The 23348-nt window shown below is 39.3% G+C and carries 25 protein-coding genes, 1 pseudogene and 1 riboswitch; of the genes and pseudogenes, 11 read left to right on the top strand and 15 right to left on the bottom strand.

Annotated features, from left to right (window positions below; all coding sequences use genetic code 11):
* Positions 1-89 precede the first annotated feature (89 nt).
* From RCG22_RS20810 to RCG22_RS20800, 3 genes are all read right to left on the bottom strand, one after another.
* Positions 90-884, bottom strand: a complete 795-nt coding sequence (locus tag RCG22_RS20810) for a hypothetical protein (protein WP_308104518.1) — start codon at positions 882-884, stop codon at positions 90-92.
* Between the two features lie 1155 nt (positions 885-2039).
* The gene (locus RCG22_RS20805) at positions 2040-2219 is read right to left on the bottom strand and encodes a glycogen biosynthesis protein GlgD (RefSeq protein ID WP_308104517.1); all 180 of its coding nucleotides are present in this window, start codon (positions 2217-2219) and stop codon (positions 2040-2042) included.
* Positions 2216-2485 (bottom strand): YtzC family protein, encoded by a 270-nt coding sequence (locus RCG22_RS20800; protein WP_098260139.1) that lies wholly within the window; start codon positions 2483-2485, stop codon positions 2216-2218. The genes RCG22_RS20805 and RCG22_RS20800 overlap by 4 nt, the downstream gene beginning before the upstream one ends.
* Before the next feature lie 215 nt (positions 2486-2700).
* Here RCG22_RS20800 and mnmL point away from each other — a divergent pair.
* Positions 2701-3662: pseudogene (mnmL, locus tag RCG22_RS20795) on the top strand (tRNA modification radical SAM protein MnmL/YtqA).
* A 2-nt stretch (positions 3663-3664) separates the two neighbouring features.
* On the top strand, positions 3665-4237 hold the full coding sequence (gene mnmM, locus RCG22_RS20790) for a tRNA 5-(aminomethyl)-2-thiouridylate-methyltransferase MnmM (protein ID WP_308104516.1): 573 nt from the start codon (positions 3665-3667) through the stop codon (positions 4235-4237).
* Between the two features lie 21 nt (positions 4238-4258).
* Here the strand turns inward: mnmM and RCG22_RS20785 are convergent, their stop codons facing one another.
* Both RCG22_RS20785 and RCG22_RS20780 read right to left on the bottom strand, forming a co-directional pair.
* Positions 4259-5323, bottom strand: a complete 1065-nt coding sequence (locus RCG22_RS20785) for a tetraprenyl-beta-curcumene synthase family protein (protein ID WP_308104515.1) — start codon at positions 5321-5323, stop codon at positions 4259-4261.
* A 35-nt stretch (positions 5324-5358) separates the two neighbouring features.
* On the bottom strand, positions 5359-6162 hold the full coding sequence (locus RCG22_RS20780) for an alpha/beta hydrolase (RefSeq protein WP_308104514.1): 804 nt from the start codon (positions 6160-6162) through the stop codon (positions 5359-5361).
* 145 nt (positions 6163-6307) lie between these two features.
* Here RCG22_RS20780 and RCG22_RS20775 point away from each other — a divergent pair, with 145 nt between their 5' ends.
* The gene (locus RCG22_RS20775; RefSeq protein WP_308104513.1) at positions 6308-6817 is read left to right on the top strand and encodes a gamma carbonic anhydrase; all 510 of its coding nucleotides are present in this window, start codon (positions 6308-6310) and stop codon (positions 6815-6817) included.
* A 40-nt stretch (positions 6818-6857) separates the two neighbouring features.
* On the opposite strand, the gene asnB is transcribed toward RCG22_RS20775, so the two are convergent.
* Positions 6858-8762: an asparagine synthase (glutamine-hydrolyzing) gene (asnB, locus tag RCG22_RS20770; RefSeq protein ID WP_308104512.1), complete on the bottom strand. Its 1905-nt coding sequence runs from the start codon at positions 8760-8762 to the stop codon at positions 6858-6860.
* A 283-nt stretch (positions 8763-9045) separates the two neighbouring features.
* Positions 9046-10245 (bottom strand): methionine adenosyltransferase, encoded by a 1200-nt coding sequence (metK, locus tag RCG22_RS20765; protein ID WP_308104511.1) that lies wholly within the window; start codon positions 10243-10245, stop codon positions 9046-9048.
* 199 nt (positions 10246-10444) lie between these two features.
* Positions 10445-10583: riboswitch (SAM riboswitch) on the bottom strand.
* A gap of 231 nt (positions 10584-10814) precedes the next feature.
* Between metK and pckA the strand changes: the two genes are divergently transcribed.
* On the top strand, positions 10815-12401 hold the full coding sequence (pckA, locus tag RCG22_RS20760; RefSeq protein WP_308104510.1) for a phosphoenolpyruvate carboxykinase (ATP): 1587 nt from the start codon (positions 10815-10817) through the stop codon (positions 12399-12401).
* 200 nt (positions 12402-12601) lie between these two features.
* Here the strand turns inward: pckA and RCG22_RS20755 are convergent, their stop codons facing one another.
* Entirely contained in the window at positions 12602-12844 is a 243-nt protein-coding gene (locus RCG22_RS20755) for a DUF2584 domain-containing protein (protein WP_098260148.1), read from the bottom strand.
* Positions 12845-12881: 37 nt separating this feature from the next.
* On the bottom strand, positions 12882-13676 hold the full coding sequence (locus RCG22_RS20750) for an alpha/beta hydrolase family protein (RefSeq protein ID WP_308104509.1): 795 nt from the start codon (positions 13674-13676) through the stop codon (positions 12882-12884).
* A gap of 121 nt (positions 13677-13797) precedes the next feature.
* Here RCG22_RS20750 and RCG22_RS20745 point away from each other — a divergent pair, with 121 nt between their 5' ends.
* The 3 genes from RCG22_RS20745 to RCG22_RS20735 are packed head-to-tail and all read left to right on the top strand — an operon-like array spanning position 13798 to position 16398.
* Complete coding sequence (locus tag RCG22_RS20745; protein WP_308104508.1) at positions 13798-14814, top strand: ABC transporter substrate-binding protein; 1017 nt, start codon at positions 13798-13800, stop codon at positions 14812-14814.
* Between the two features lie 20 nt (positions 14815-14834).
* Positions 14835-15611, top strand: a complete 777-nt coding sequence (locus tag RCG22_RS20740) for an ABC transporter ATP-binding protein (protein WP_308104507.1) — start codon at positions 14835-14837, stop codon at positions 15609-15611.
* Complete coding sequence (locus tag RCG22_RS20735) at positions 15592-16398, top strand: ABC transporter permease (protein WP_308104506.1); 807 nt, start codon at positions 15592-15594, stop codon at positions 16396-16398. Before RCG22_RS20740 ends, RCG22_RS20735 begins: the two co-directional genes overlap by 20 nt.
* Before the next feature lie 20 nt (positions 16399-16418).
* Here RCG22_RS20735 and ytkD read toward each other — a convergent pair whose 3' ends face one another.
* Together ytkD and RCG22_RS20725 are read right to left on the bottom strand one after the other, a co-directional pair.
* Positions 16419-16898, bottom strand: coding sequence for an RNA deprotection pyrophosphohydrolase (gene ytkD / locus RCG22_RS20730; protein WP_308104505.1), 480 nt, complete (start codon positions 16896-16898; stop codon positions 16419-16421).
* 87 nt (positions 16899-16985) lie between these two features.
* Positions 16986-17303, bottom strand: coding sequence for a hydrolase (locus RCG22_RS20725; RefSeq protein ID WP_308104504.1), 318 nt, complete (start codon positions 17301-17303; stop codon positions 16986-16988).
* 202 nt (positions 17304-17505) lie between these two features.
* Here RCG22_RS20725 and RCG22_RS20720 point away from each other — a divergent pair, with 202 nt between their 5' ends.
* Entirely contained in the window at positions 17506-17763 is a 258-nt protein-coding gene (locus RCG22_RS20720) for a DUF6154 family protein (protein ID WP_066258317.1), read from the top strand.
* A gap of 110 nt (positions 17764-17873) precedes the next feature.
* On the top strand, positions 17874-18035 hold the full coding sequence (gene ytzI / locus RCG22_RS20715) for a YtzI protein (protein WP_308104502.1): 162 nt from the start codon (positions 17874-17876) through the stop codon (positions 18033-18035).
* Positions 18036-18073: 38 nt separating this feature from the next.
* Here the strand turns inward: ytzI and RCG22_RS20710 are convergent, their stop codons facing one another.
* On the bottom strand, positions 18074-18547 hold the full coding sequence (locus RCG22_RS20710; protein ID WP_308104501.1) for an S-ribosylhomocysteine lyase: 474 nt from the start codon (positions 18545-18547) through the stop codon (positions 18074-18076).
* A 141-nt stretch (positions 18548-18688) separates the two neighbouring features.
* Between RCG22_RS20710 and yidD the strand changes: the two genes are divergently transcribed.
* Positions 18689-18916 (top strand): membrane protein insertion efficiency factor YidD, encoded by a 228-nt coding sequence (yidD, locus tag RCG22_RS20705; RefSeq protein WP_098260157.1) that lies wholly within the window; start codon positions 18689-18691, stop codon positions 18914-18916.
* On the opposite strand, the gene RCG22_RS20700 is transcribed toward yidD, so the two are convergent.
* On the bottom strand, positions 18913-19485 hold the full coding sequence (locus RCG22_RS20700) for a beta-class carbonic anhydrase (protein WP_308104500.1): 573 nt from the start codon (positions 19483-19485) through the stop codon (positions 18913-18915). The genes yidD and RCG22_RS20700 overlap by 4 nt on opposite strands.
* Positions 19486-19694: 209 nt before the next feature.
* Between RCG22_RS20700 and RCG22_RS20695 the strand changes: the two genes are divergently transcribed.
* Positions 19695-20633 (top strand): metal ABC transporter solute-binding protein, Zn/Mn family, encoded by a 939-nt coding sequence (locus RCG22_RS20695; protein WP_489685538.1) that lies wholly within the window; start codon positions 19695-19697, stop codon positions 20631-20633.
* A gap of 42 nt (positions 20634-20675) precedes the next feature.
* Here RCG22_RS20695 and menC read toward each other — a convergent pair whose 3' ends face one another.
* Both menC and RCG22_RS20685 read right to left on the bottom strand, forming a co-directional pair.
* A complete protein-coding gene (menC, locus tag RCG22_RS20690) occupies positions 20676-21785 on the bottom strand; it encodes an o-succinylbenzoate synthase (RefSeq protein ID WP_308107216.1) in 1110 nt (369 codons plus the stop codon).
* Complete coding sequence (locus RCG22_RS20685; protein ID WP_308104498.1) at positions 21779-23266, bottom strand: o-succinylbenzoate--CoA ligase; 1488 nt, start codon at positions 23264-23266, stop codon at positions 21779-21781. The genes menC and RCG22_RS20685 overlap by 7 nt, the downstream gene beginning before the upstream one ends.
* Positions 23267-23348 lie beyond the last annotated feature (82 nt).

Here is a 23348-nt window from a genome sequence, read left to right as displayed (position 1 = left end):
TTACTTCACCTCCCATAAAAAATTATTTTCTCTCTTTTTTATATAGTTAAAGTACATTTCTGTACCTTAAGCCCAAATGGATTACAGTTTCACTTTCTCTTCCTTATCAAAAATAACAGTGCACCTATAGAAAGGACGCTGATCCCACTGAAAGCACCAATAGCAAGACGATTTGATTTCTCATCCTTTATCTTTTTGGTTTGTGAATTCATAAGCTCAGAGGTAGGCTTGGATTCACTTCGTTCATAGGTAAGGGTGAAGTTTTTTTCTTCCCCTGCTTTTACATGTTGAAAAAGATAGGAGTATGTATTTTTCTCATCCCCGTGATTATTCTTTTCTGAAAGGATTGGCGTTATTTTCACTTTTTCTGCTTTATCTGGAGTTGTAAAAATGACATTCACCAAGTCAATATCAGCAAAACTTTTAAATTTGTACTGGAGAGTTTTTAGATCTCTTTTTACCTTTATGCTTTCTGAATAATACTCGATAACAAATTTATATCGCTCTTTCGGTCCGATTTCTTCGCTAGTAGTCCAGGAAATGGTCCCTTTTACAGGGTCAATTATGTATTCAATTTCATATGCCTTACTTAAATCATTAGAGTAATCGGCAACATAGCCAATTCGAAAATCTTTCTCTTTCATGGGCAGAGGTATTTCAATTTTTCCTATTTGCGGATGGTCCGTGTTGTTGACCATTGACCCTTGATACCCAATTAATAGTGGTACGTGATCCTTCTGTTTATCGTTGGGATGATACGTATATTCCGGCATTACTTGAATGGACAATTCCTCCAAACTTAATAGGCTTTCATTTTCAGCCAAGGTATTAGAAGGAAACATAAAAGCAAGGAGTATGCTGACAATCAATATGTACTTATTCATTTAGTTACTTCCTTTCACCTGGTTTATAATGTGGATAAAATGTGAATTCGTTCACATAAATTTCAAAAAAAAATGTTAGTTGAACCGATTTATATTCTGTTCATCTAACTTAAAGTAGAGGTTTTGAGATGAATTTTGTTAATCCATACCTTATTTAAACCATGATATGACAAGGCAAACTGTGACGCACATCACAAATTAAAGATCACTTGTTACCAAATTATGAACGAGGGTTTCCCTCTATTTTCAAGGTGTTTTTGGTGAAAAATTGTTATTTCAAGTGATTTTAAACACTTTTTTATAAAATATACCGTAGAAAATTTATCAAAAAAAAAGAGCCCTCAACGAAAAAAAATAACGGGTTTACTATAGAGGTGCAAACATTATAAAAAACATAGGAAAACGCACCTGAATTCACAATACGTTTTAATTGACTTATCAACATTTTGGCAAATTATAATTGCTAATTGTTCCCTAGTTCACAAAGTAAATCACAGGGGATGAAATAATTATTGGAGGTCTGTGAATTTGTTGTGATTTAGTACGTGGATTATGTTTGGATTACAAAGATTGTTGGCTATAATTTTAATGGGTAACTTTCACGGGCACGTAGACACCTTCAGGATTAGTGGGGCTTGGGAATCCCCGCAGATGGAAGGTTCTCGCAACGCATCTGAATGAGATTCACTTGTTTTTTTTATATAAGAGGTCTTATCCTTAATTGAGGAACCAGTGATACTTAAATAAGCGGAGATTTTCCGGTTAAATGCATAATGGAGCTCGGTTTGGGGTAAATAAGCGGAGTTTTTCCGGTTAAGCAAAGCAAAATTACTCATTTTCATGTTTTTCGAGGCAATAGTCGGAATCCTTCCGTCTATTTAAGCTATTTTCAGTGCTATTTGATAAATAAGAGGAATTTCTCCGCTTATTATCAAACTCGTTTTAGCGTCAAATGAACTTTTACAACTTACTGGTGCTTTCGTGAAAAAAAGGCTTAGAGATATTTGCATCTCTAAGCCTTTTTTACTGTGCAATATACTGTGAATTGTGTTGTGAAATTTATGTGATTTGCTATGGATTAGGTTTGTGATTAACCCTTTTGTACCTCACAAGCAAGCCCTCAACGAAAAAAAAATGAGGGTTCCTTCTATATTTTTAGGAGGATTGGTCCTTTTCTTGGTGAAATTTGGATTTCACAGGCTGTCCACCTGTTTTTTCATAGTTCTTCTTTGCTTGCTTTACAAGATCAAAATCTTGTCCGAGCTCTAAATCTTGATTATTATTTCCATTCCGTGTTTTCTGTTCGGGATTTTGTTGTTTGGAACGCTTTTTCAAAGGTTTTCCCCCTCTAGAATCATTGTGTTCTGAAGCTGCTGAAGCTGGAGTCTCATTCTATGGAGTTGGTCCCTTTGCTGCGAATTTGCACTATGGGCCATTTTGGTAATGTCCTGGTAAGTATCTTCAAGCTGTTGCAGTGCCTTTGTGTAATCATCATCATTATACTGCTCTTGAAGGCTGCTTTGTTTGTACTGTTCCTCGGCATAGCGAATTGCATCCTCAACCTGTTGCATTAAGTTGTCCATTGAGTCGCGAGTAGCCATCTTTAGAACCCCCTTCTTTAATAACTCAATCCCTTGAATCAATAGAAGCATATTGCTTCATTTCTTATTGTGTTCTCCATTCTATTTCCTATAACACAATTAGTTGGATAATTATTTACCAAGCATGTTCGTAAATAATTACATTTGGATAGCTTGTCATATCATGTTAAAATTGATGTTATGCTCTTTTACTATTATAAAAGGAGGTTTTCTGATTGAGTCAGACTAGACCTTTTCTATATGCATCTGATGATAAACGTTACCATACTTGGAATTACCACCTACGCGAACAATTTGGTCATAAGGTGTTTAAGGTGGCACTCGATGGAGGCTTTGACTGCCCGAACCGTGATGGCACGGTCGCACATGGAGGTTGCACTTTTTGTAGTGCATCAGGATCAGGCGATTTTGCCGGAAATCGTGTCGAGACCTTGGAAACTCAATTCAACGACATTAAAGAAAAAATGCACACGAAATGGAAAGATGGCAAATACATGGCCTACTTTCAGGCATTTACCAATACCCATGCACCTGTCGATGTTCTTCGTGAAAAGTATGAATCCGTTCTACAGCAGGAAGGGGTAGTGGGGTTATCAATTGCCACCCGTCCTGATTGTCTGCCCGATGATGTGGTCGAGTACTTAGCAGAATTGAATCAGCGTACCTATTTATGGGTGGAGCTCGGCTTGCAGACTGTCCACGAACGGACGGCCACACTTATAAATCGTGCTCATGACTTCCAATGCTATAAAGACGGAGTTAACAAGCTTCGGAAGCACGGTATTCGCATCTGCTCCCACATCATCAATGGTCTTCCGCTTGAATCCTATGACATGATGATGGAAACAGCGCAGGAAGTCGCCAAGTTAGATGTGCAGGGAATTAAGATTCATTTGCTTCATTTGTTAAAAGGAACGCCAATGGTCAAGCAATATGAAAAAGGAATGCTTGAGTTTTTGTCGCAAGAGGACTATGTAAACTTAGTATGTGACCAATTAGAAATTTTACCACCGGAAATGATTGTTCATCGGATTACAGGGGATGGACCAATAGACTTAATGGTTGGACCAATGTGGAGTGTGAACAAGTGGGAAGTCTTGAATGCGATTGATGCTAAACTGAAGGGAAAGGAACAGTTTGGCAGGGGAAATTTTATCAAGGTAATTTGGTGAAGTAGTGATGAAAATGGACAAAATCCTTCCATTTGCGAAAGGTTTACTTCAAAAAGCGGTTAATCCCGGTGATATTGTGGTCGATGCTACAGTAGGAAATGGCTATGATACGGTTTTCTTAGCAGAGCTTGTTGGTGAATCCGGACATGTATTTGGGTTTGATATTCAAGAGGAAGCCATTGCTGTCAGTAAGGAACGATTGATACAGCAAAACCTATCAGACCGAGTTACGCTGTTCCAATCCGGTCACGAACACCTTTCCAAACTGATTCCTGACGTTGGCCAGGACAAAGTAACAGGTGCCATCTTTAATTTAGGTTATCTTCCTGGCAGTGATAAAACGATTGTTACGAAGCCTGAGACCACAATTGCTGCCATTCATCAGCTCTTAGAGATTATGACATCTGAAGGAATCATTGTTCTTGTTATATACCATGGTCACAAAGGAGGGGCTGAAGAGCGGGATTCTTTGCTAAGCTATTGCGGGCAAATGGATCAAAAAACGGCACATGTGCTCCAGTACCAATTTATTAATCAACAAAATAGTCCGGCGTTTATTATTGCCATCGAAAAAATTTAAAACCAGGCCTTCCCGCCTGGTTTATTTTGTGATTAGCCTGGTAACAAACGCCGGGACTGATTTTTGCACAGAACGGTAGGCAAGACCGTTGAAATAAAAGAAGTAACTAATCCAACCGCCCGATTTAATTATTCCTTTTGCCAATCTACGAACCCTTTTCTGTTTGCGGACCTTGGCATCTGACAAATATATTCCTAACAAACCACGGTTAATCAAGCGATGGAAATTTCTATGTGGAAGGAACTCCGTGTGTCGGTCTGCTTCTACGACAAAATGTTTCAATCGCTGAAAAAGAATTTCTTCGCTTTGATAATAGGAACAAAAATTCAAGTCCCCTCCCGCTATGTCCTCCTCTTGATCAATAAAATAATCCAACAGAATATGTAAACCCTGAATATATGGAAAGTATCCCTTTCGAATATTTTCAGCATCACTAAGTTGAAAATCCTCACGAAGCGAGTAGGAGATTAAGCAGAATATCCCCAATGTAGAACCCGAACAAGCGGAGAATTCATACCATTCCATTTCAGGCAAGTGATCTTGATTGGTTTGAAACCACTTTTCAAGGCGCGGGACACGCTCCTCTTTAGTAACATGCTTGTGTATTTGTAAATCACAATAGTATTGGCAAAGCTCAAGCAAATAATCTTTGATTCCATCATAATTCTTTACTTCTCTAAGAACCGAACGACAGGTTTCCGATAAATCATACAAATAATTATCATCATCCTGGTCCACGCGAAGTCGGTAATAATTTTTCTTCTCCGCATTAAGAGTCAGTGCATCTGACATCGATTCATGGAGCGCAGCAAAATCATTAGGATCAAGTGAGGTACTTCTGTCACATAGATTATCTAGATAATCACTGATTGTTTGATAGGCTACAATAAATTTTATTGCTTTTTTATAGTCCTCTTTCGCAGTTAGTGCGAGGATGGCACCTCCTTCACAATGGAAGGTTTTGTGCTTAATACTAGCAAGAGCCTGGGTTCTTAGCTCCGCATTAGGAATATTTTCAGCACGGCTTTTCCAATAAGCCAATTCTTTGTGGACAGCTGGAAGTATTTTGCGATAGACCCTAGACATTAGGGTGATTGGCATCATTGAAACCGACAACCTTTCTAAACAATATAACCTATTGCTTTTATTTGACTAATAACAAAATCCTTTGCATACTCAAATACCTCTTCCCGTTCCGGTTCATTAAAGATTTCATGATAACATTTCGGCCATTCCTTATATCTCTTTTCAGATAACGGGACGTGATTGAACCATTCCTTTACAGTGCCCTTTTTAACAATTTTGTCATCTCCGCCTTGCATGACAAGCATCGGAATATCCTGTATTTTTTCAAGGTCTTCAAAAGCCTCTTTCATGGCACCTGACAATTCCCGATACCATCTAATCGAGACCTTGGTTATATAAAGAGTATCATTAGAATCGGCTTCCCGTACTTCTTCGTTTCTAGTCGCCATTTGGACTGTCAATCCGGAATTCATCCGCAGTGAAGGGAAAACCACATTCAGGCCGTGCGATAAAAGATCCAGAAATTTGGACGGGGTATGAACTAACCCTAAACATGGCGAAGAAAGGATCACTCCCGCAACATTCAATCTTTCTTCCTGTAAGAGGCGGATGGAGATCAAGCCTCCCATACTGTGACCGAGTAAAAAGACTGGCAAATCATAGCGGTAAGCTGCTTGTATCCAATCCTTCACCTCGAAAATGTATTCATCGAAGGAATTAATATGACCGCGGTTCGCTCTTGTTGTCATCCCTTGCCCGGGAAGATCCGCCATAATCACATGGAACCCAGCTGAACGCCACATTTCAATCAGCCAGCCATAACGGCGATGATGTTCCATGGCACCATGAACCATCACGATAACAGCTTTCGCTTCCCCTTCTGCTTCCCACTTCCACATAGTCTTCCCCCTGGAATTAGTTATTACCTATTGTTGGAAAAATTTTATACTTTTATAGGGTCCCTTTTTAAAAAAGGGCAAATATTTTGTGAATCACATCATACTTCCGATACAATAGAATCATCATCCCAAAGGAGCGAGAAAAATGATTTATCCATTTAAAGATAAATATCCACGCATAGCTGATTCTGCTTACATCGCCGATTATGTGACGATTACTGGTGATGTCGAGATTGGCGATGAGTCAAGTGTTTGGTTTAACACTGTGATCAGAGGGGATGTAGCCCCAACTATTATCGGGAAGAAAGTAAATATCCAAGATAATTCTATATTACACCAAAGCCCCAATAACCCGCTAATTTTAGAAGATGAAGTAACGATTGGACATCAAGTTATTTTACACAGTTGTATCGTTCGAAAAAAGGCGTTAATTGGCATGGGTTCTATCATTCTTGATAATGCTGAAATCGGTGAAGGTGCGTTTATTGGAGCGGGAAGTTTAGTACCTCAAGGAAAGAAAATCCCCCCGAATACCTTAGCATTTGGCAGACCCGCAAAAGTTATTAGAGAATTAAACGAAGAAGACAAAAAAGATATGCTAAGAATCTCTACAGAATATGCAGAAAAGGGACAATACTATAAGTCCCTAAAATAAAAACACAAAAAGCACCCATGGTATTTGGGTGCTTTTTGCATTAATTTTTAGATGTTTGTAGTACTTTTTCTAATGCGTAATCACGTTGAAAGGAATAAACATCCTCAACATACACTTGATGCCATACCATGAACATCAACACAGTCCAGATTTTCCTGCTGTTGTCTGCTTTGCCTTGGCAATGATCTTCAAGTAATTGCAACACATATGATTTATTAATCAAATGATCCGTGTTACTATCGCGGATAATATTTTTTGCCCACTCGTTCATTTCATCCTTTAGCCAATGACGGATTGGCACTGGAAACCCTAGCTTTTTCCGGTCAAGCACATGGGCAGGCACTACGCCTTCCGCTGCTTTACGCAAAATATACTTCGTTGTTCCATGAACAGTTTTTAGGCTGGTCGGAATCTTTGAAGCTACTTCGAAAACGGCTTTATCAAGGAATGGCACTCGAAGCTCTAGAGAATGAGCCATCGTCACTTTATCAGCCTTCAGTAAAATATCACCGCGCATCCATGTATGGATATCAATATACTGCATCCGGTCTACTGGATCGTATCCTCGTGATTCAGCGTACAGAGGTTTCGTAATATCGCGATAATCCAGCCCTTCACGATAGACACTTAATAATTCACGCTTCTCTTCTTCTGTAAACATCTTCGCGTTACCAATATAGCGTTCTTCCATTGGAGTAACACCGCGTTCGATAAAGCTTTTCCCTCTCATTCCCTCAGGCATCATGGCTGCGATCCCTTTTAAAAGCACTTTGCCTGCTCTCGGAATATTATTAAATACCTCTAATGATTGGGGTTCATGATAAATATTGTAACCGCCAAATAATTCGTCCGCACCCTCACCAGAGAGAACAACCGTAACATGCTTTCTTGCCTCACGGGCAACAAAATAAAGCGGTACACAGGCCGGATCAGCTAGCGGATCATCCATATGCCACATGATTTTTGGAATTTCATTCATATATTCCTGTGGTGAAATCACATAGCTGATATTTTCCACACCCAGCTTTTCAGCGGTCTCTTTTGCAACATCAATTTCACTAAATCCATTATGCTCAAATCCAACTGAGAAAGTTTTAATCGCAGGGTGATATTCTTTTGCAATCGATGCGATGATTGAAGAATCAATTCCGCCTGAAAGAAACGAACCAACAGGAACATCACTGCGCATGTGCTTTTTGACAGAGTCAAAGAGAACATCTTTAATTTCCTTGATAAAATCAGGTTCTGATTTTTGCACGGGCTTAAAGTGTGCCTTCCAATATCGTTTGATCTCCATCGGTGAGCCTATTTTTTTTGTAAAATAATGCCCCGGCTCTAACTTTTTAATTCCATCAGACATAGTGTTGGGTTCCGGAACAAATTGATAGGTCAAATAATGCTGCAGGGAATCATAATTAAGTACATCATTTTCGAGACCTAACAGAATGCTTTTTTTCTCAGAGGCAAAAAAGGTTCTCTCCCCATCTTCAAAATAGAAAAACGGTTTAATTCCAAAGGGATCACGAGCGCCATAAAGAGTTTGTTCTTGCTTATCCCAAATAACAAAAGAGAACATACCGCGCAGTTTTTCAACCGCTTTTTCCTTCAAATGGCTGTATAGTGCAATAATTACTTCCGTATCAGAACTAGTCGCAAACGTTAAGCCTTCTGTTAGTAGTTCTTCACGCAGTTCAACATAGTTATAAACTTCACCGTTAAAAATAATCCAGTAACGTTCATTTTCATATGTTAGCGGTTGATGACCACTCTCAATATCAATGATACTTAAACGGCGGAACCCAAATTGGATATGATCATCATAATAAAAACCGTCATCATCCGGTCCGCGATGTGTTATAATATCGTTCATATTTTTAAATTGTTGTTTTTGCTCATCACTAAAGTTTTGTGTTTTGTCGTGTACACAACCGATAAAACCACACATTATGTACCTCACCTCATTCTATATATCCGCCAAACGGACGTATTGCTCAAAAGCGCAAAAGTCCCTGCACTAGAGCTGGACTTAAAAAACATACTCTCTAATACTACCACTTTTTTTGTAAAAAATGCACTGTGAACCATAGGTAAATTTATTATCCACATTTTTCACTTCTTTTGTCCTGCTTAAACACTTCATTTTATTTAAAATTTGATTAATTGTACAGGTATATAGACGGAGAAAAAAACAGGAGTTACATATAGTATGTAACTCCCCGCTTTTCTATTTATAGATTTGCTTGCTCTCGTAATGTTTCTACTTTATCTGTGCGCTCCCAAGGAAGATCCACATCTGTACGGCCAAAGTGACCGTAAGCTGCTGTTTGCTGATAAATTGGGCGACGCAGATCCAACATGTTAATGATGCCAGCAGGGCGAAGATCGAAGTTTTTACTAACTAAGTCAACTAGCACATCTTCGCTTACTTTACCGGTACCAAACGTATCAACTGCAATCGAAACTGGTCGTGCTACACCAATTGCATAGGCAAGTTGAACTTCACACTTGTCGGCAAGGCCGGAAGCTACGATGTTTTTAGCAACATAACGTGCCGCATAGGCTGCAGAACGATCAACCTTTGTTGGATCCTTACCGGAGAAGGCACCACCGCCATGGCGAGCATATCCGCCATATGTATGAACAATAATCTTCCGACCAGTTAAACCTGCATCCCCCTGTGGTCCGCCAATAACGAAACGGCCGGTTGGATTAATAAAATATTTTGTATTTTCATCTATGAGCTCTTTTGGAACAACTGGATTGATCACATATTCCTTTAAATTCCGTTGAATTTGCTCTAACGTAACTTCCGGATTGTGTTGAGTGGAGATGACAATCGTATCAATACGGACTGGTTTATCATTCTCATCATATTCCACCGTTACTTGAGTTTTTCCGTCGGGACGAAGGTAATCAAGCACTTTATCTTTCCGAACCTCAGTTAATTTGCGAGCCAGCTTGTGAGCTAGTGAAATCGGAAGTGGCATAAGCTCTTTCGTTTCATTACAAGCAAAACCAAACATTAACCCTTGGTCCCCTGCACCAATTGCTTCGATTTCCTCGTCTGACATATGACCTTCGCGTGCTTCTAATGCTTGGTCAACCCCCATCGCAATGTCCGGAGACTGTTCATCAATAGATGTTAAAACAGCACATGTCTCAGAGTCAAAACCAAATTTCGCACGATTGTATCCGATGTTTTTAATCGTTTCACGAACAATTTTTGGAATATCCACGTAAGTAGACGTGGTGATTTCCCCTGCAACTAACACTAGTCCTGTTGTTACTGAAGTCTCAGCCGCAACACGGGCATTAGCATCCTTTGCTAAGATAGCATCTAAAATGGAATCAGAAATTTGGTCACAAATCTTATCAGGATGACCCTCAGTAACTGATTCAGAAGTGAACAAACGACGTTTTGTTGACATCTGAATTCCTCCTATAATATGAGATTATCGAGGTTTTTGGAAGGTTACAGGAATACTTCTTGAACCCCGAGAATTTGATACGGTACTCATTCCCTTAGTATGTAATAAACAAAGGATTTTTATTAGAGACTGTTTTCATAAAAGGACTTATACAAAACAAAAAACCTTCCTGAGAGGAAAGGTTGTTCCGGGCCTTTCGCTCTTATCGTTCAAGGCTTGAGCCTTGCGTCAGATTAGCACCTTCGCACGTGAAAAGGACCTTTTAGGTGGTCAATCTTTTCATACTGCAGGTTGCTGGGTTTCATTGGGCCTGTCCCTCCACCAGCTCGGGATAAGAGAGTATCCGTTCAACTTAGAATATTAACACATCATCAAACAATGTCAATGGATTTTTTAAGAATCTTCGTCCATGTCAATAGGGAAATTTCAAAATAGTATAATTTCCATTTTCATTCAGGTATGCATAATTTTAAAAAATTCTGTTAAATAGTATGCATCAATCTAGTCAATGTGTTATACTTTTTGTATTATTTACAACATAAAAACTAAAATAAAGGAAGGTTTATAATATGAATTCAGTTGATACTCGAAATGAGTTATTGCAATTATTAAAGGAAAATCATGTAAATGTCCAATTATCAGTACCTCAATTAGTGGAAAAGATCTTAACTCGTGATGAGGGATCACTCACCTCTACCGGAGCAATTAGTGTTGTTACCGGAAAATATACTGGCCGCTCTCCTCAAGACAAATTCATTGTTTTAGAAGAATCAACGAAAGAGAAAATTGAATGGGGCACTACCAACCAACCTATTTCTGAAGCGGTTTTCACAGGACTTTATCATAAGGTTATTGATTATTTAAGAAAGAAAAATGAAATTTTTGTTTTTAAAGGCTTTGCAGGTGCTGATAAAAAATCACGCTTGTCTATCCAAGTCGTAAATGAGTTAGCTTGGCAAAATTTATTTGTACATCAGTTGTTTATTCGACCTACTGATGATGAATTACTTGCTCATGATGCCGGTTTCACTGTTATTTCTGCACCTAATTTCAAGGCAGATCCTGCTGTTGATGGTACGAACTCAGAAGCTTTTATTATGATTTCTTTTGAGAAAAGAATTGTTTTAATCGGTGGAACAGAATACGCCGGTGAAATGAAGAAATCTATATTTTCTGTCATGAATTACTTACTCCCTGAAAGTAATATTTTTTCCATGCACTGTTCTGCTAATGTTGGCAATGAAGGCGATGTGGCTCTATTCTTTGGCTTGTCCGGAACAGGTAAAACAACTTTGTCTGCTGATCCGAACCGCCGACTAATAGGTGACGACGAGCACGGCTGGTCATCTAATGGCGTCTTTAATATCGAGGGCGGCTGCTATGCAAAATGTATCAATCTTTCTCGTGAAAAAGAACCGCAAATTTTTGATGCGATCCGCTTTGGAACTGTCCTAGAAAATGTGACATTGAACCAGGAATCTAGAGTCCCTGATTACGATGATGGAACGTTGACAGAAAATACACGTGCAGCATATCCGATTGATGCAATCGATAATATTGTTCAACCAAGCATCGCGGGTCATCCTAACACAATCGTCTTTTTAACGGCTGATGCCTTTGGAGTGCTTCCTCCAATTTCCAAATTAACAAAGGAACAGGCGATGTATCACTTTTTAAGCGGCTACACATCAAAATTAGCTGGAACCGAGCGTGGAATAACATCACCACAAGCTACCTTCTCGACCTGCTTTGGCGCTCCATTCCTACCTCTCCCTGCGACTCGTTACGCAGAAATGCTCGGTGAAAAAATCCTTGAGCACAATGCCAATGTTTTTCTAGTCAATACTGGCTGGACTGGCGGAGAATACGGTGTTGGTAATCGGATGAAGCTTTCCTACACACGTGCCATGGTTCAAGCGGCACTTGAAGGTGAACTAAATCATGTTGAAACCGTGAAGGATGAGATCTTTGGATTAAATATCCCGCTCCATATCGCAGGGGTTCCAGATGAAGTCCTGCAGCCGGTTAAAACTTGGTCTGATCCTTTTGCCTATGAGAAGAAGGCAAAAGAATTAGCAGCAAAGTTCCAAGATAACTTCAAGAAATTCAAAAATGTTTCCCAAGATATTAAAGAAAACGGCGGACCAACCTCGTAAGCGGAAGCGCCCGTTTAGCGGCGTATGGACTGGAGCACTTTGACTGAGATAAAGGAAACACGGAGAGCGTAGCGATTCGATGTTGACTTATCGTAGGGAAAAGGGCGAAGTCCACTAGCCGTTGGGCGCTGGAGCTGGACATCATCTAATTTCAATGATACATCTAAGCCCATATCATTTTGATATGGGCTTTCCTATTATTAATTCGTCGAATTCAATGAAACTAATTGATAGGTTATTGTCGTTCTGTTATTTTGCAACTCAACTTTTTTTATCAATGCGGTACCGCTTGAATCACTATCCATTGTTTTTCTAACATCAATTGGAATCTCGATTGGATAAAGTCTGTACCCTTCTTTTTCTAACAAAAAGACGTTTTCCTCGACCCGTTTCTCTCTGCCTTTAGTCACAATCATCGTATTTAACTCAAGAGGCATACCCATTAATATCCGCTCCTCTGCTTGTATTACCTATATATTATCATCTTTTGCGATGACTTTTCATCCAATTCGTTAAATCATTAACTACTTTTCTGTTTACTGCCGGGGGAAAGTAATGTGTAAACTCGTTAAAGTACCATACTTGGACTGTTTTTTCTAAAAACCTTAGCCTTTTCTCTAGTCGATACGCGTGTTCCACCGAGACATTTCCATCCTTCACCCCATGGATAATCAGTACAGGGGCTGACATTCTTTCTAATTGATAAAGTGGGGTCCTGTCTTCGTACCGTTCTGGAAACTTCTGTGGGGTTCCGCCAATGACTCGTTTCATCATTCTCCGTAAATCTTTCCGTTCCAAATAGGTGAGGGACATATCACTGACCCCACCCCAGGTGACAACAGAGGCAGTTTCAGGAAACTCAATTGCGGTTAAAAGTGCCATCACACCGCCACGTGAGAATCCAAAAATATGTATTTCTTGCACCCTAGGTAATGATTTTAACAGCAAAAAGGCTGAAAACGCATCTTCCCGATCGTCACCGGCAAAATCCTCATTGCCCTCCCCACCTTGATTCCCGCGATAGTAAGGGGCAAAAACAATAAAGCCCTCTGCAGCAAACTGGGCAATCCTTGCGGGTCGAACTTTGCCCACATTTTTAATACCACCGCGTAAATAAAGGAATCCATCATAGTCACCTTCCCCAATCGGTTCCGCAAGCAATCCCTTCACTCGTAATCCATTGGAAAGGTACGTGATGACTTTTAATTCAACGTTAGGATTTGGAGAAGGAAAGCGCATGATATCGACGATTCTACCATTACTGTTTTGGTTCATCTGCAAAACTTCCCTTTTTTCGTAAATTTATAATCACTGGGCATTCACATATTTTTCTCCACTTCATAATATATCTTAGGCAATTAGCCCAGATTTTTTGAAATATAAGGAGGCTCGCTTCATGAAAAAATCGTTAAAGTTCAGTTTCTCCTTTCTGCTCATCACTATACTTATGTTTTCACTTGTCGCTTGTAATAGCACCACAAAAAATGACACGAAGAAACTTGAAAAAGTTCGAATCGCTGAAGTTACCCGGTCTATTTTCTATGCTCCGCAGTATGTTGCCCTAGCCAAGGGATTTTTCAAGGCTGAAGGTTTAGACGTTACACTCACAACTACACCCGGCGGCGATAAAACCATGACCACGCTAATTTCCGGGGGTGCAGATGTAGCCCTGGTTGGTTCAGAAACATCCATTTATGTTTACGCCCAAGGGGCAAACGACCCGGTCATAAATTTTGCCCAATTAACTCAGACAGATGGTACCTTCCTCGTTGCACGGAAAAAGATTGATAATTTTTCATGGGATCTCTTAAAAGGTAAAACGTTCTTAGGACAACGTAAAGGCGGCATGCCTCAGATGGTTGGTGAGTTTGTTTTAAAGAAGCATGGGATCGATCCACAAAAGGATTTGAACTTAATCCAGAATATTGATTTTGCCAATATTGCCAATGCGTTCGCCTCTGGAACGGGTGAATTTGTACAATTATTTGAGCCAACGGCAAGTATTTTCGAAAAAGAAGGAAAAGGTCATATTGTGGCTTCCTTCGGTAAAGAGTCCGGTCACGTCCCATATACAACGTATATGTCCAAGGAAAGTTATATGAAAGAGCATAAGGGAACGGTTGAAAAGTTTACACGAGCAATCTACAAAGCACAACAGTGGGTTAAATCGCACAGCGCAGCGGAAATTGCCAAAGCCGTGGAACCGTACTTCCCGGACACAGATTTAGAGATTATGACAACCGTTATTGAGCGCTATAAAAGTCAAGGTTCTTTTGCTACAAATCCAATTCTTGATCAAGCAGAATGGAATAATCTTCAAAATATCATGGACGAAGCCGGTGTACTGCCAAAAGAAGTGGATCATCAAACACTTGTAAACACAGAAATTGCTAACAAGATTATCAAAGAATAAAGGAAAGGGAGGCCGTCCTTATGAGCTTTTTAACCGTTCAAAATATTCACCATACCTATTTTACGAAGTCCTCTGCCACCACGGCCCTCTCCAATATTTCATTAACTGTAGAGGAGGGCGAGTTTGTCTCCCTCCTCGGCCCAAGCGGCTGTGGTAAGACAACTCTGCTTTCCATTATTTCTAGTTTGCTTAAACCAACGCAAGGAACCGTCTTGTTAGAAAATAAACCAGTAACCACCGCAAAAAGTCAAATTGGTTATATGCTCCAACAGGATTATTTATTTCCTTGGAAGACGATTGAAGAGAATATCCTGATGGGTCTAAAGTTATCCAAACAGTTGAATCAAAACACAAAAGCTGCAGCCCTACGCCTGCTTAATCAAATCGGATTAACTGGGGTTGAAAAACAACTTCCCAGGCAGTTATCAGGGGGGATGAGGCAGCGGGTAGCTCTCGTCCGTACTCTGGCTACTGAACCAAAACTGCTTATGCTTGATGAGCCTTTTTCCGCTCTCGATTATCAGACAAAGTTGAAACTTGAGGATTTAGTATCACAAACATTAGATGAATTTGGTAAAACTGCGATTCTTGTTACTCACGATATTGGTGAGGCTATTGCCATGAGTGATCGGGTCTTTTTACTTTCACCCAGTCCAGGAAGAATCTATAAAACCTTTACGATGCCGGAGGAGCTAAGAAATATATCCCCATTTGAAGCAAGAAACCATGAGGCCTATTCAAGTATTTTTCAAACGATATGGAAGGAGTTGGAGTCTCTTGAGCGAGAAAAAGAATAAGCTGGAGCTACTCCATAAAAACTACATTCAATCGTTGAAGATTGAAAAAAGATGGGTTGGATTTTATCAAGCGATTATATTTATCCTCTTTTTCACTAGTTGGCAATTGGCCAGTCAAAAACAATGGATTGACCCGTTACTTTTCAGTTCTCCCTTGAAGATATGGAACTTACTTCTTGAAAAAATTCAGGATGGAACACTAATCAGTAATATAGGCGTAACATTAACAGAAACTGTTTTTGGATTTATTCTTGGCACCTTACTAGGGACAATTTTAGCTGCGATCCTCTGGTGGTCCCCGATGATTTCCAGGGTGCTCGATCCATATCTTGTCATCTTAAATGCACTGCCAAAGGTTGCTTTAGGACCTATTATAATTGTGGCGCTGGGTCCAGGATATTCTTCGATCATAGCCATGGGTGCGATTATCTCGATTATCATTACAACTATTGTGGTTTATACCTCATTCAAAGAGGTCGATCCGAATTATCTAAAAGTGCTCCAAACTTTCGGAGCCAATCGATGGCAATGCTTCAAAGAGGCTATTCTTCCTGCGAGTTTTCCAACGATAATTTCTACATTAAAGGTGAATGTCGGCCTCTCCTGGGTCGGTGTAATCGTCGGAGAATTTCTTGTATCATCAAGAGGGCTCGGCTATATGATCATTTACGGCTTCCAAGTCTTTAATTTTACACTTGTTTTCTTATCCCTGTTGGTTATCGCTGTATTTGCCACGATTATGTATCAGCTCGTCGAATTATTAGAGAAAAAAATTATCAAGGAATAGTGGATGGGTATGACTCTCTACTATTCCTTTTCGTTTTGTAACTTTCGAATGTGTGTAACACACTGTTCGACGACTTGGTCTTTCATGATAAAGCTGTAATGATTTCCGAATCGCTTTAGCAATATATCACCTGTAACTAAAACGGGACCCTTGGTTTCGTGGTAACTAGTCGTTTCCTCCACCCGATCGACCTTCCCCCAGAAGACCGCCTTCACATAAGACTTCCTTGAGTCTGAAAATTTATACTCTGCAATAAATTTTAACTTATCTAAAATGGCACCCGTTTCCTCATATGCTTCCCGGTGTGCGGCCTCTTCAAGAGTTTCCCCTGATTCCATTTTTCCGCCGGGAAATTCGAGTCCTCTTTCTTTATGGTCCGTCAGCAGCCACTCTTCCCCATATTGGCAAATGACCAACACATGCTTGGCTTTCTCTTCGAAAGAATTTTGTGAAAATGACAAATCTACCGGATTTCCATTTTCATCTAAAAAATGCATCATTCTAAATTCCGCCTCAACAGTTTTAACCTAATTATAATGAAAAAAGAAAAATCCTAAAGTTAGGATTTTTCTTACAGAGTAATTATTTTATTTTGGCAGTATATCCATACTTTCAATATGATGTTTTGCTTCCTCATCACCAAGTTTATGCAACATTCCATACACTTGCTGAATGGTACTGTCATATGCATCGTTTTCACGGTCATAATGATACTCCACATATGGAACATGGGCTCTAAAGAAGTTTTTCCATTCGGTTGAATAATTTTGGTCAAAAAGCTCCCGCAATTGGATAATTTCTTCAGTATCTGCCTGAATTTTATAACTCCAGGTTGCACTTGTAGCACTTTGCGAAATTTGTCCGCTTCCTACATCAATATAATAAGTTTTCTTTTGCTCATCCATTATTATGTCATCCCCTTTTACTCATTAGTAATTTGCAAATAGAAAAAATTTATTCTTTGTCAAATTTCGAGTCATTTTTTAGCAGTAAATACGCTATAATAAACATACAACTAAAGAAACAGATTTTTCAGTCAATTTACAAACGGTTAAGTTAGCATTATTTTATCTTTATAAGGGAAAAGATAACTAGGAGGTGTACCAAATGAAATTAGTAGATGAGTTGTACGAAATGTACCGGAACAAGCTTACCGGTGATGAAGAAGATATCGACATGCTGGCCTTTGCGTTTTTAGAAGAAATGTCACATGAAGATTTACTTGCCCTAATCCAAGAAATGGATAAGCAGGAGTTATATAATTTAATGGGTATTTACTTAATTGAAAGTTTGAAGGGTAAATTCGCCCAAGAAGAGTACGGACAGCACCGCACAAATACTTATCATCCTCGAAATATTCATTAACCTTACATAATAACATAAGGATGGAAGCTCGAACAAAGGGCTTCCCTTTTTCTTTTCTCAATAAAATGCAATTTCATGCTACAATAGAGAAAAAAGGAGGATACTCACTCATGTATGTAGTAGCTGTCATTTGTATTATTATTGTTATCGTTGTCCTTATTCTAGCCGTGGGTACCACTTCTAAAGCCTACACATATAAACATACTGTCGACCCATTAGAAAACAATCCACATCTTGAACAAGAACATAATCAGGACCAAAATAAAGCATAAAAAATTCCTATTCAAGCGAATAGGAATTTTTTTTATGCTTAAGCAAATACCTGTTTAAGGTCTTCCTTGCTTTGTTCAAGCCAAAAACGCATTAAACGTTTGGCGCCTTCTAAATCATGTAGTTTTGCCTGGCCGCATTGTCTTTCATTTGCAGCAGGAATTTCAATGATTTCAAGGGCATCTTTCATTGTATCTTCTAAAAGATCAATAATTTCTTCGACAGTTGGCTCTCCGCTAACGACAAGATAATATCCTGTTTGACAGCCCATTGGTGAAATATCAATAATATCGAAGTGGTTGTACTTCTCGGAATGCTTGCGAAGATTAAAAGCAAGCAAGTGCTCGAGTGTATGAATGACATCAGGTTTCATCGCCTGTTTATTTGGCTGGCAAAAACGAATATCATACTTATTAACAACACCGTCACTTCCAACCTTGTGAACTCCGCAATGTCTCACATAAGGGGCTTTAACAGCGTTATGATCTAAATCAAAGCTTTCAACTGAAGGCATCGATATCACTCCTTTTTTTATCTACCATTTATCATACAATAAATTCCGAGTTTTTTCATCCACATACATATATTTAACAATTTAGACGAGATTATTAAATTATGGTATGTTGTAAATAATTGTAGATAAGGAGAGATGGTCATGCTTAAAAAAGCCTTCCTGGCGATTATTCGTTTTTACCAAATTGTTATCTCACCATTAAAACCACCGACCTGCCGGTTTTATCCAACCTGTTCTCATTATGGCCTAGAAGCCATTCAACGGTTTGGTGCGCTCAAAGGCGGCTGGTTGACCATCAAAAGGATAGCAAAATGCCATCCCTTTCATCCTGGTGGTCTGGATCCTGTACCTGAAAAAGATAAACTCTAATTCTTATTCCCATCAACAATTAAATCAAGCTTCCCTGTCTTGGGGTCGATGACCAATCCATGAACAGGTACATCTTTTGGCATTAATGGATGATTTTTGATGATATCGACACTGTGCTCCACACTCTCGGTTACATTATCAAACCCATGAAGCCACTGGTTAATATTGATGCCGGAATATGTAAGCGTATCAAGGGTTTCATCTGTTATTCCACGCTCCTTCATACTCTCAATCACCGGTTCAGCTTTTAGACCGCTCATACCGCAATCATAATGAGCAATGACTAAAACCTCCTGAGCTTTTAATTGATAAACCGCAATCAGGATACTTCTCATCACACTTCCAAACGGGTGTGACAATAGGCCGCCAGCGTCTTTTATAAGCTTCGCATCACCATTTCCCAAATTTAATGCTTTGGGCAATAGCTCCAATAATCTAGTATCCATACATGTAAGAATCACCATGCGCTTATTCGGAAATTTGGTTGTTTCGTACTTTTCATATTCATGCTGCTCCACAAATTTTTTATTATAGTCTAACAGCTCATTCAATAATGTTGAGTTACTCATGATAACCACCCTTTCCTTTATTTCTATAAGCATACCTAATTTTTCATGATGAAACAAAATTTTATACTTGCATTTCGGGAAAATTTTTTATAAGATACAATTGGAAATCGGAATCGTTCCGTATTATGTATTAATCATTATTCAGAATTCAAAAAAACTTTCGAAAACAAATCGTAATTAATCCGATTTAATAATATTACTAAGGAGCCATTATGAAAAAAATCATCCGTATCCTTTCTATTCTGCTACCATTAAGCCTTCTGTTGTCCGCCTGTACAAATAGTAAAGATCAAGTACAAAAAAAGAAGGACCAGTTAACTGTTTATACAACCGTATTTCCACTTCAATATTTTACTGAACAAATTGGCGGCAAATATGTAAATGTTAAAACGATTTATCCGCCCGGAGCAGATGAACACACATTTGAACCATCCCAAAAAGATATGATGAATTTAGCCGATTCAGACTTATTTTTCTATATTGGTCTTGGGCTGGAAGGATTTGTGGAAAAAGCTAAAGGAACATTAAAAAATGAACATGTTACATTAATCCCAACAGCTGAGGATCTTAAGCTCCCAAAATTCGACGATTCACATGAGGAGGAACATGATCAAACTCACAAGGATATCAATCCACATGTATGGCTTGACCCGATTTATTCAAAAGAAATGGCTGCGGTCATTCGTGATAGCTTAATCAAACAAATGCCTCAAAATAAACAATTATTTAATGAAAATTTTCAACAACTTGCCGAAAAGTTAGATGAATTAAATACTAATTATGAACAGGCACTCACAAATGCAAAGCATAAAAAAATTATCGTAACACATGCGGCCTTTAGTTATTGGGAAAAACGGTATGGAATTGAACAAATCAGCATCTCAGGGCTGTCGACAGCCAATGAGCCAACCCAGAAAGAATTAGAAAAAATAATCTCTGTTGCTGAACAAGATGGTTTGCACTATATGCTTTTCGAACAAAATGTCCATTCAAAGCTTGGAAAGATTGTTCAAAAAGAAATTGGTGCAAAAGCTTTACCTATTCATAATCTTGCTGTTTTGTCCAACGATAACATCAAAAACAAAGAAACCTATTTTTCATTAATGAATCAAAATCTCGAATCATTAAAAACTGCTTTAAATAATTAATTGTTGATTAAATGAACCAGGCCCTTTTCTGGTTCATTTTTTTTATAAAGTATATGTTTCTTTCAATAACAAGACTTCCTGTAATTTTTTCTCGTTTATTTCAAATCCAATCCCGGGACCTGACGGGACCTTTACGAATCCGTTTTCTACAGTTACTTCGGGAGTGATAATGTCTTCCTCCCAAAAACGATTAGACGCGGAGATATCTCCTGGGATGGTGAAGCCTGGTAAGGAGGCGAGTGCAATATTATGGGCGCGGGATATTCCAAATTCAATCATTCCTCCACACCAGACAGGTATGCCCTTTACAAAGCAATAGTCATGAATTCGTTTTGCTTCATACAAGCCGCCAACTCTGCCCACTTTTATATTAATCACTTGACAGCTTCCAAACTCAATGGCTTTTCGAGCATCCTCAAAGCTGACGATACTTTCATCTAAACAAATAGGTGTCTTTATTTCTTTTTGCAGCATTGCGTGTTCAAGAATATCATCAAAGCCCAGCGGCTGCTCAATCATCAGTAAGTTAAAGTCATCCAGTGCCTTTATTCGATCGATATCTTTTAAGGTATAGGCAGAATTAGCATCCGCCATGATTGCGAGGTCTGGATAAACGCTGCGAATTTCAGAGAGAAAAGAATAATCTTGCCGTGGATTTATTTTTACTTTAATCCGCTGATAACCGGCTTCAAGATATTGTTCGATTTGTTGGAGTGCATTTTTAGTTGAGTCTGTCGCCACCACTACACCTGAGGCAATAAGCGAGCGTGTCCCGCCCAGGGTTTTTGCTAGCGGCTGTGAATAACTTTTTGCAAATAAATCCCATAGAGCCGTTTCTAATGCGGCCTTAGCCATATTGTTCCTTCTTATCGAGCGAAAAAGCAGTGAAACCTCTTGGGGATGATTGATCGGATTTTTTTTTAATAAAGGAATCAAAATATCAGTTAACATATGTAAACTTGTTTTTACCGTTTCTTCTGTGTACCATGGGGTGGAAAATGCCACGCCCTCCCCAAACCCTGTAACACCATCTGAATTGGTTATCTTAATGATGATTCCCTCACGGTCCGTCACGGCTCCTAAATGGGTTAGAAATGGTTCCTTTAAGGGCATTTGGATGATATTTAACTCAAGCGATGCTATCGTCAGCATTGATCTACCCACTTCCGCAGCTCCCGGCGCAACAGTTTTTTCGATGCATTTCTAGGCAGTTCTTCCATAAAATAAAATGCTTTCGGTACCTTATATTTGCCTAATTGCTCTTTACAAAATTGCATTAGTTCTTCACTCGAAGGATTGGTTCCCGGTTTTTTTATTATAAAAGCAATCGGCACTTGTCCCCACTTAGCATCCTCTAAACCTGTAACCCCTGCCTCTAAGACATCCCGATGGGCTAACAAAACCGCCTCAATCTCGGCAGGGTAAATATTCTCTCCCCCTGAAATAATTAAGTCAGAACGGCGATCAAGTACATATAAGAAGCCTTCTTCATCTAAGTACCCCACATCTCCCGTGTGGAACCAGCCATTTTGAAACTTTTCTTCTGTTACTTCAGGAAGGAATAAATAACCCGGGGTAACATTTGGTCCTTTGACGACAATTTCACCTGGCACACCTGAGGGAACTTGGCTGCCATTTTCCGAAACAATTTGAACTTGCGAGGTGAACAATGGCTTTCCGGCTGATCCCAGTTTTGACAGACTATACTCTGGAGCAAGTGTTACGATTTGTGAGGAGGATTCAGTCATTCCATAGGTTTGGAATACAGGAATTTCTTTTTCTACACACGCTTGTAGTAATGGTAATGGCGCGGGTCCCCCTCCAAGAAGCATACAGCGAAAATGATCTGGAAGGCGCCTGTCTTGAAGAGCATCAACAATTCGACCTAGGGCTGTACCAACAACTGACATGATCGTCACTTTTTTATCATGAATATCATTAATGGTATCTTCCGCATCAAAGTGGTCGTGGAGAACGATAGGGATTCCATAGATGACACTGCGCATTAAAATTGAAAAGCCGCTAATATGAAAGAGGGGAACGTTACAAAGCCAGCAATCACCTTCCATAAAGCCCAAATTCAAGGCTGAACCTACTGAACTCCACCAATGATTTCCATAGGTTTGAATTACCCCTTTGGGATTTCCTGTCGTTCCTGATGTATACATAATCGTACATACTTCCGACAAGCCGATTTCTTCCTGAATATCGGGTTCACAAGTAATCCCGGTTAATAAGTCCCCCTTCGTTACCATGTCTAAGGACGGAAGCTGTCTATTTATGAATGCTCTTGTATCAGAAAAAGAGTCGTCAAGTAGTAAAGAAGCCACCTTTGAATCTTTTAACTGCCAGACCAATTCTGCCGGAGCGAGGCGGTTGTTTAAAATTACAGAATGAACCCCTAACAACTGGAGTGCAAATAAAATAACAACGGTATCAAGATTATTTTTTAATAGCACACCAACATATTGGTCTTTTTGTACTCCTAACCCTTCTAACTGGCCTGCTGCTTGATAAGAACGCTGGTAGAGTTCTCCGAAGGTTATCGTTTGTTCTTGAAAATAAACAGCGGTCCGTTCAGGGGTTAGAAACGCTCTTTTCTTTAAAAAATTAGGTATCTTTTCGCTTTGCATATCTGTCACCTTTCCAAATCCGTCTTGCTCGTACCCGTCTTCCTATTAAAAACAGCCTGATGGGAACCATCAAGCTGATTAA

Source organism: Neobacillus nitrireducens, from assembly GCF_030915405.1.
In the GTDB taxonomy this organism is placed as follows: Bacteria; Bacillota; Bacilli; order Bacillales; family Cytobacillaceae; genus Neobacillus.
Note: the sequence above shows the minus strand (reverse complement) of the source record. Positions and strands in the feature narration are given on the sequence as shown.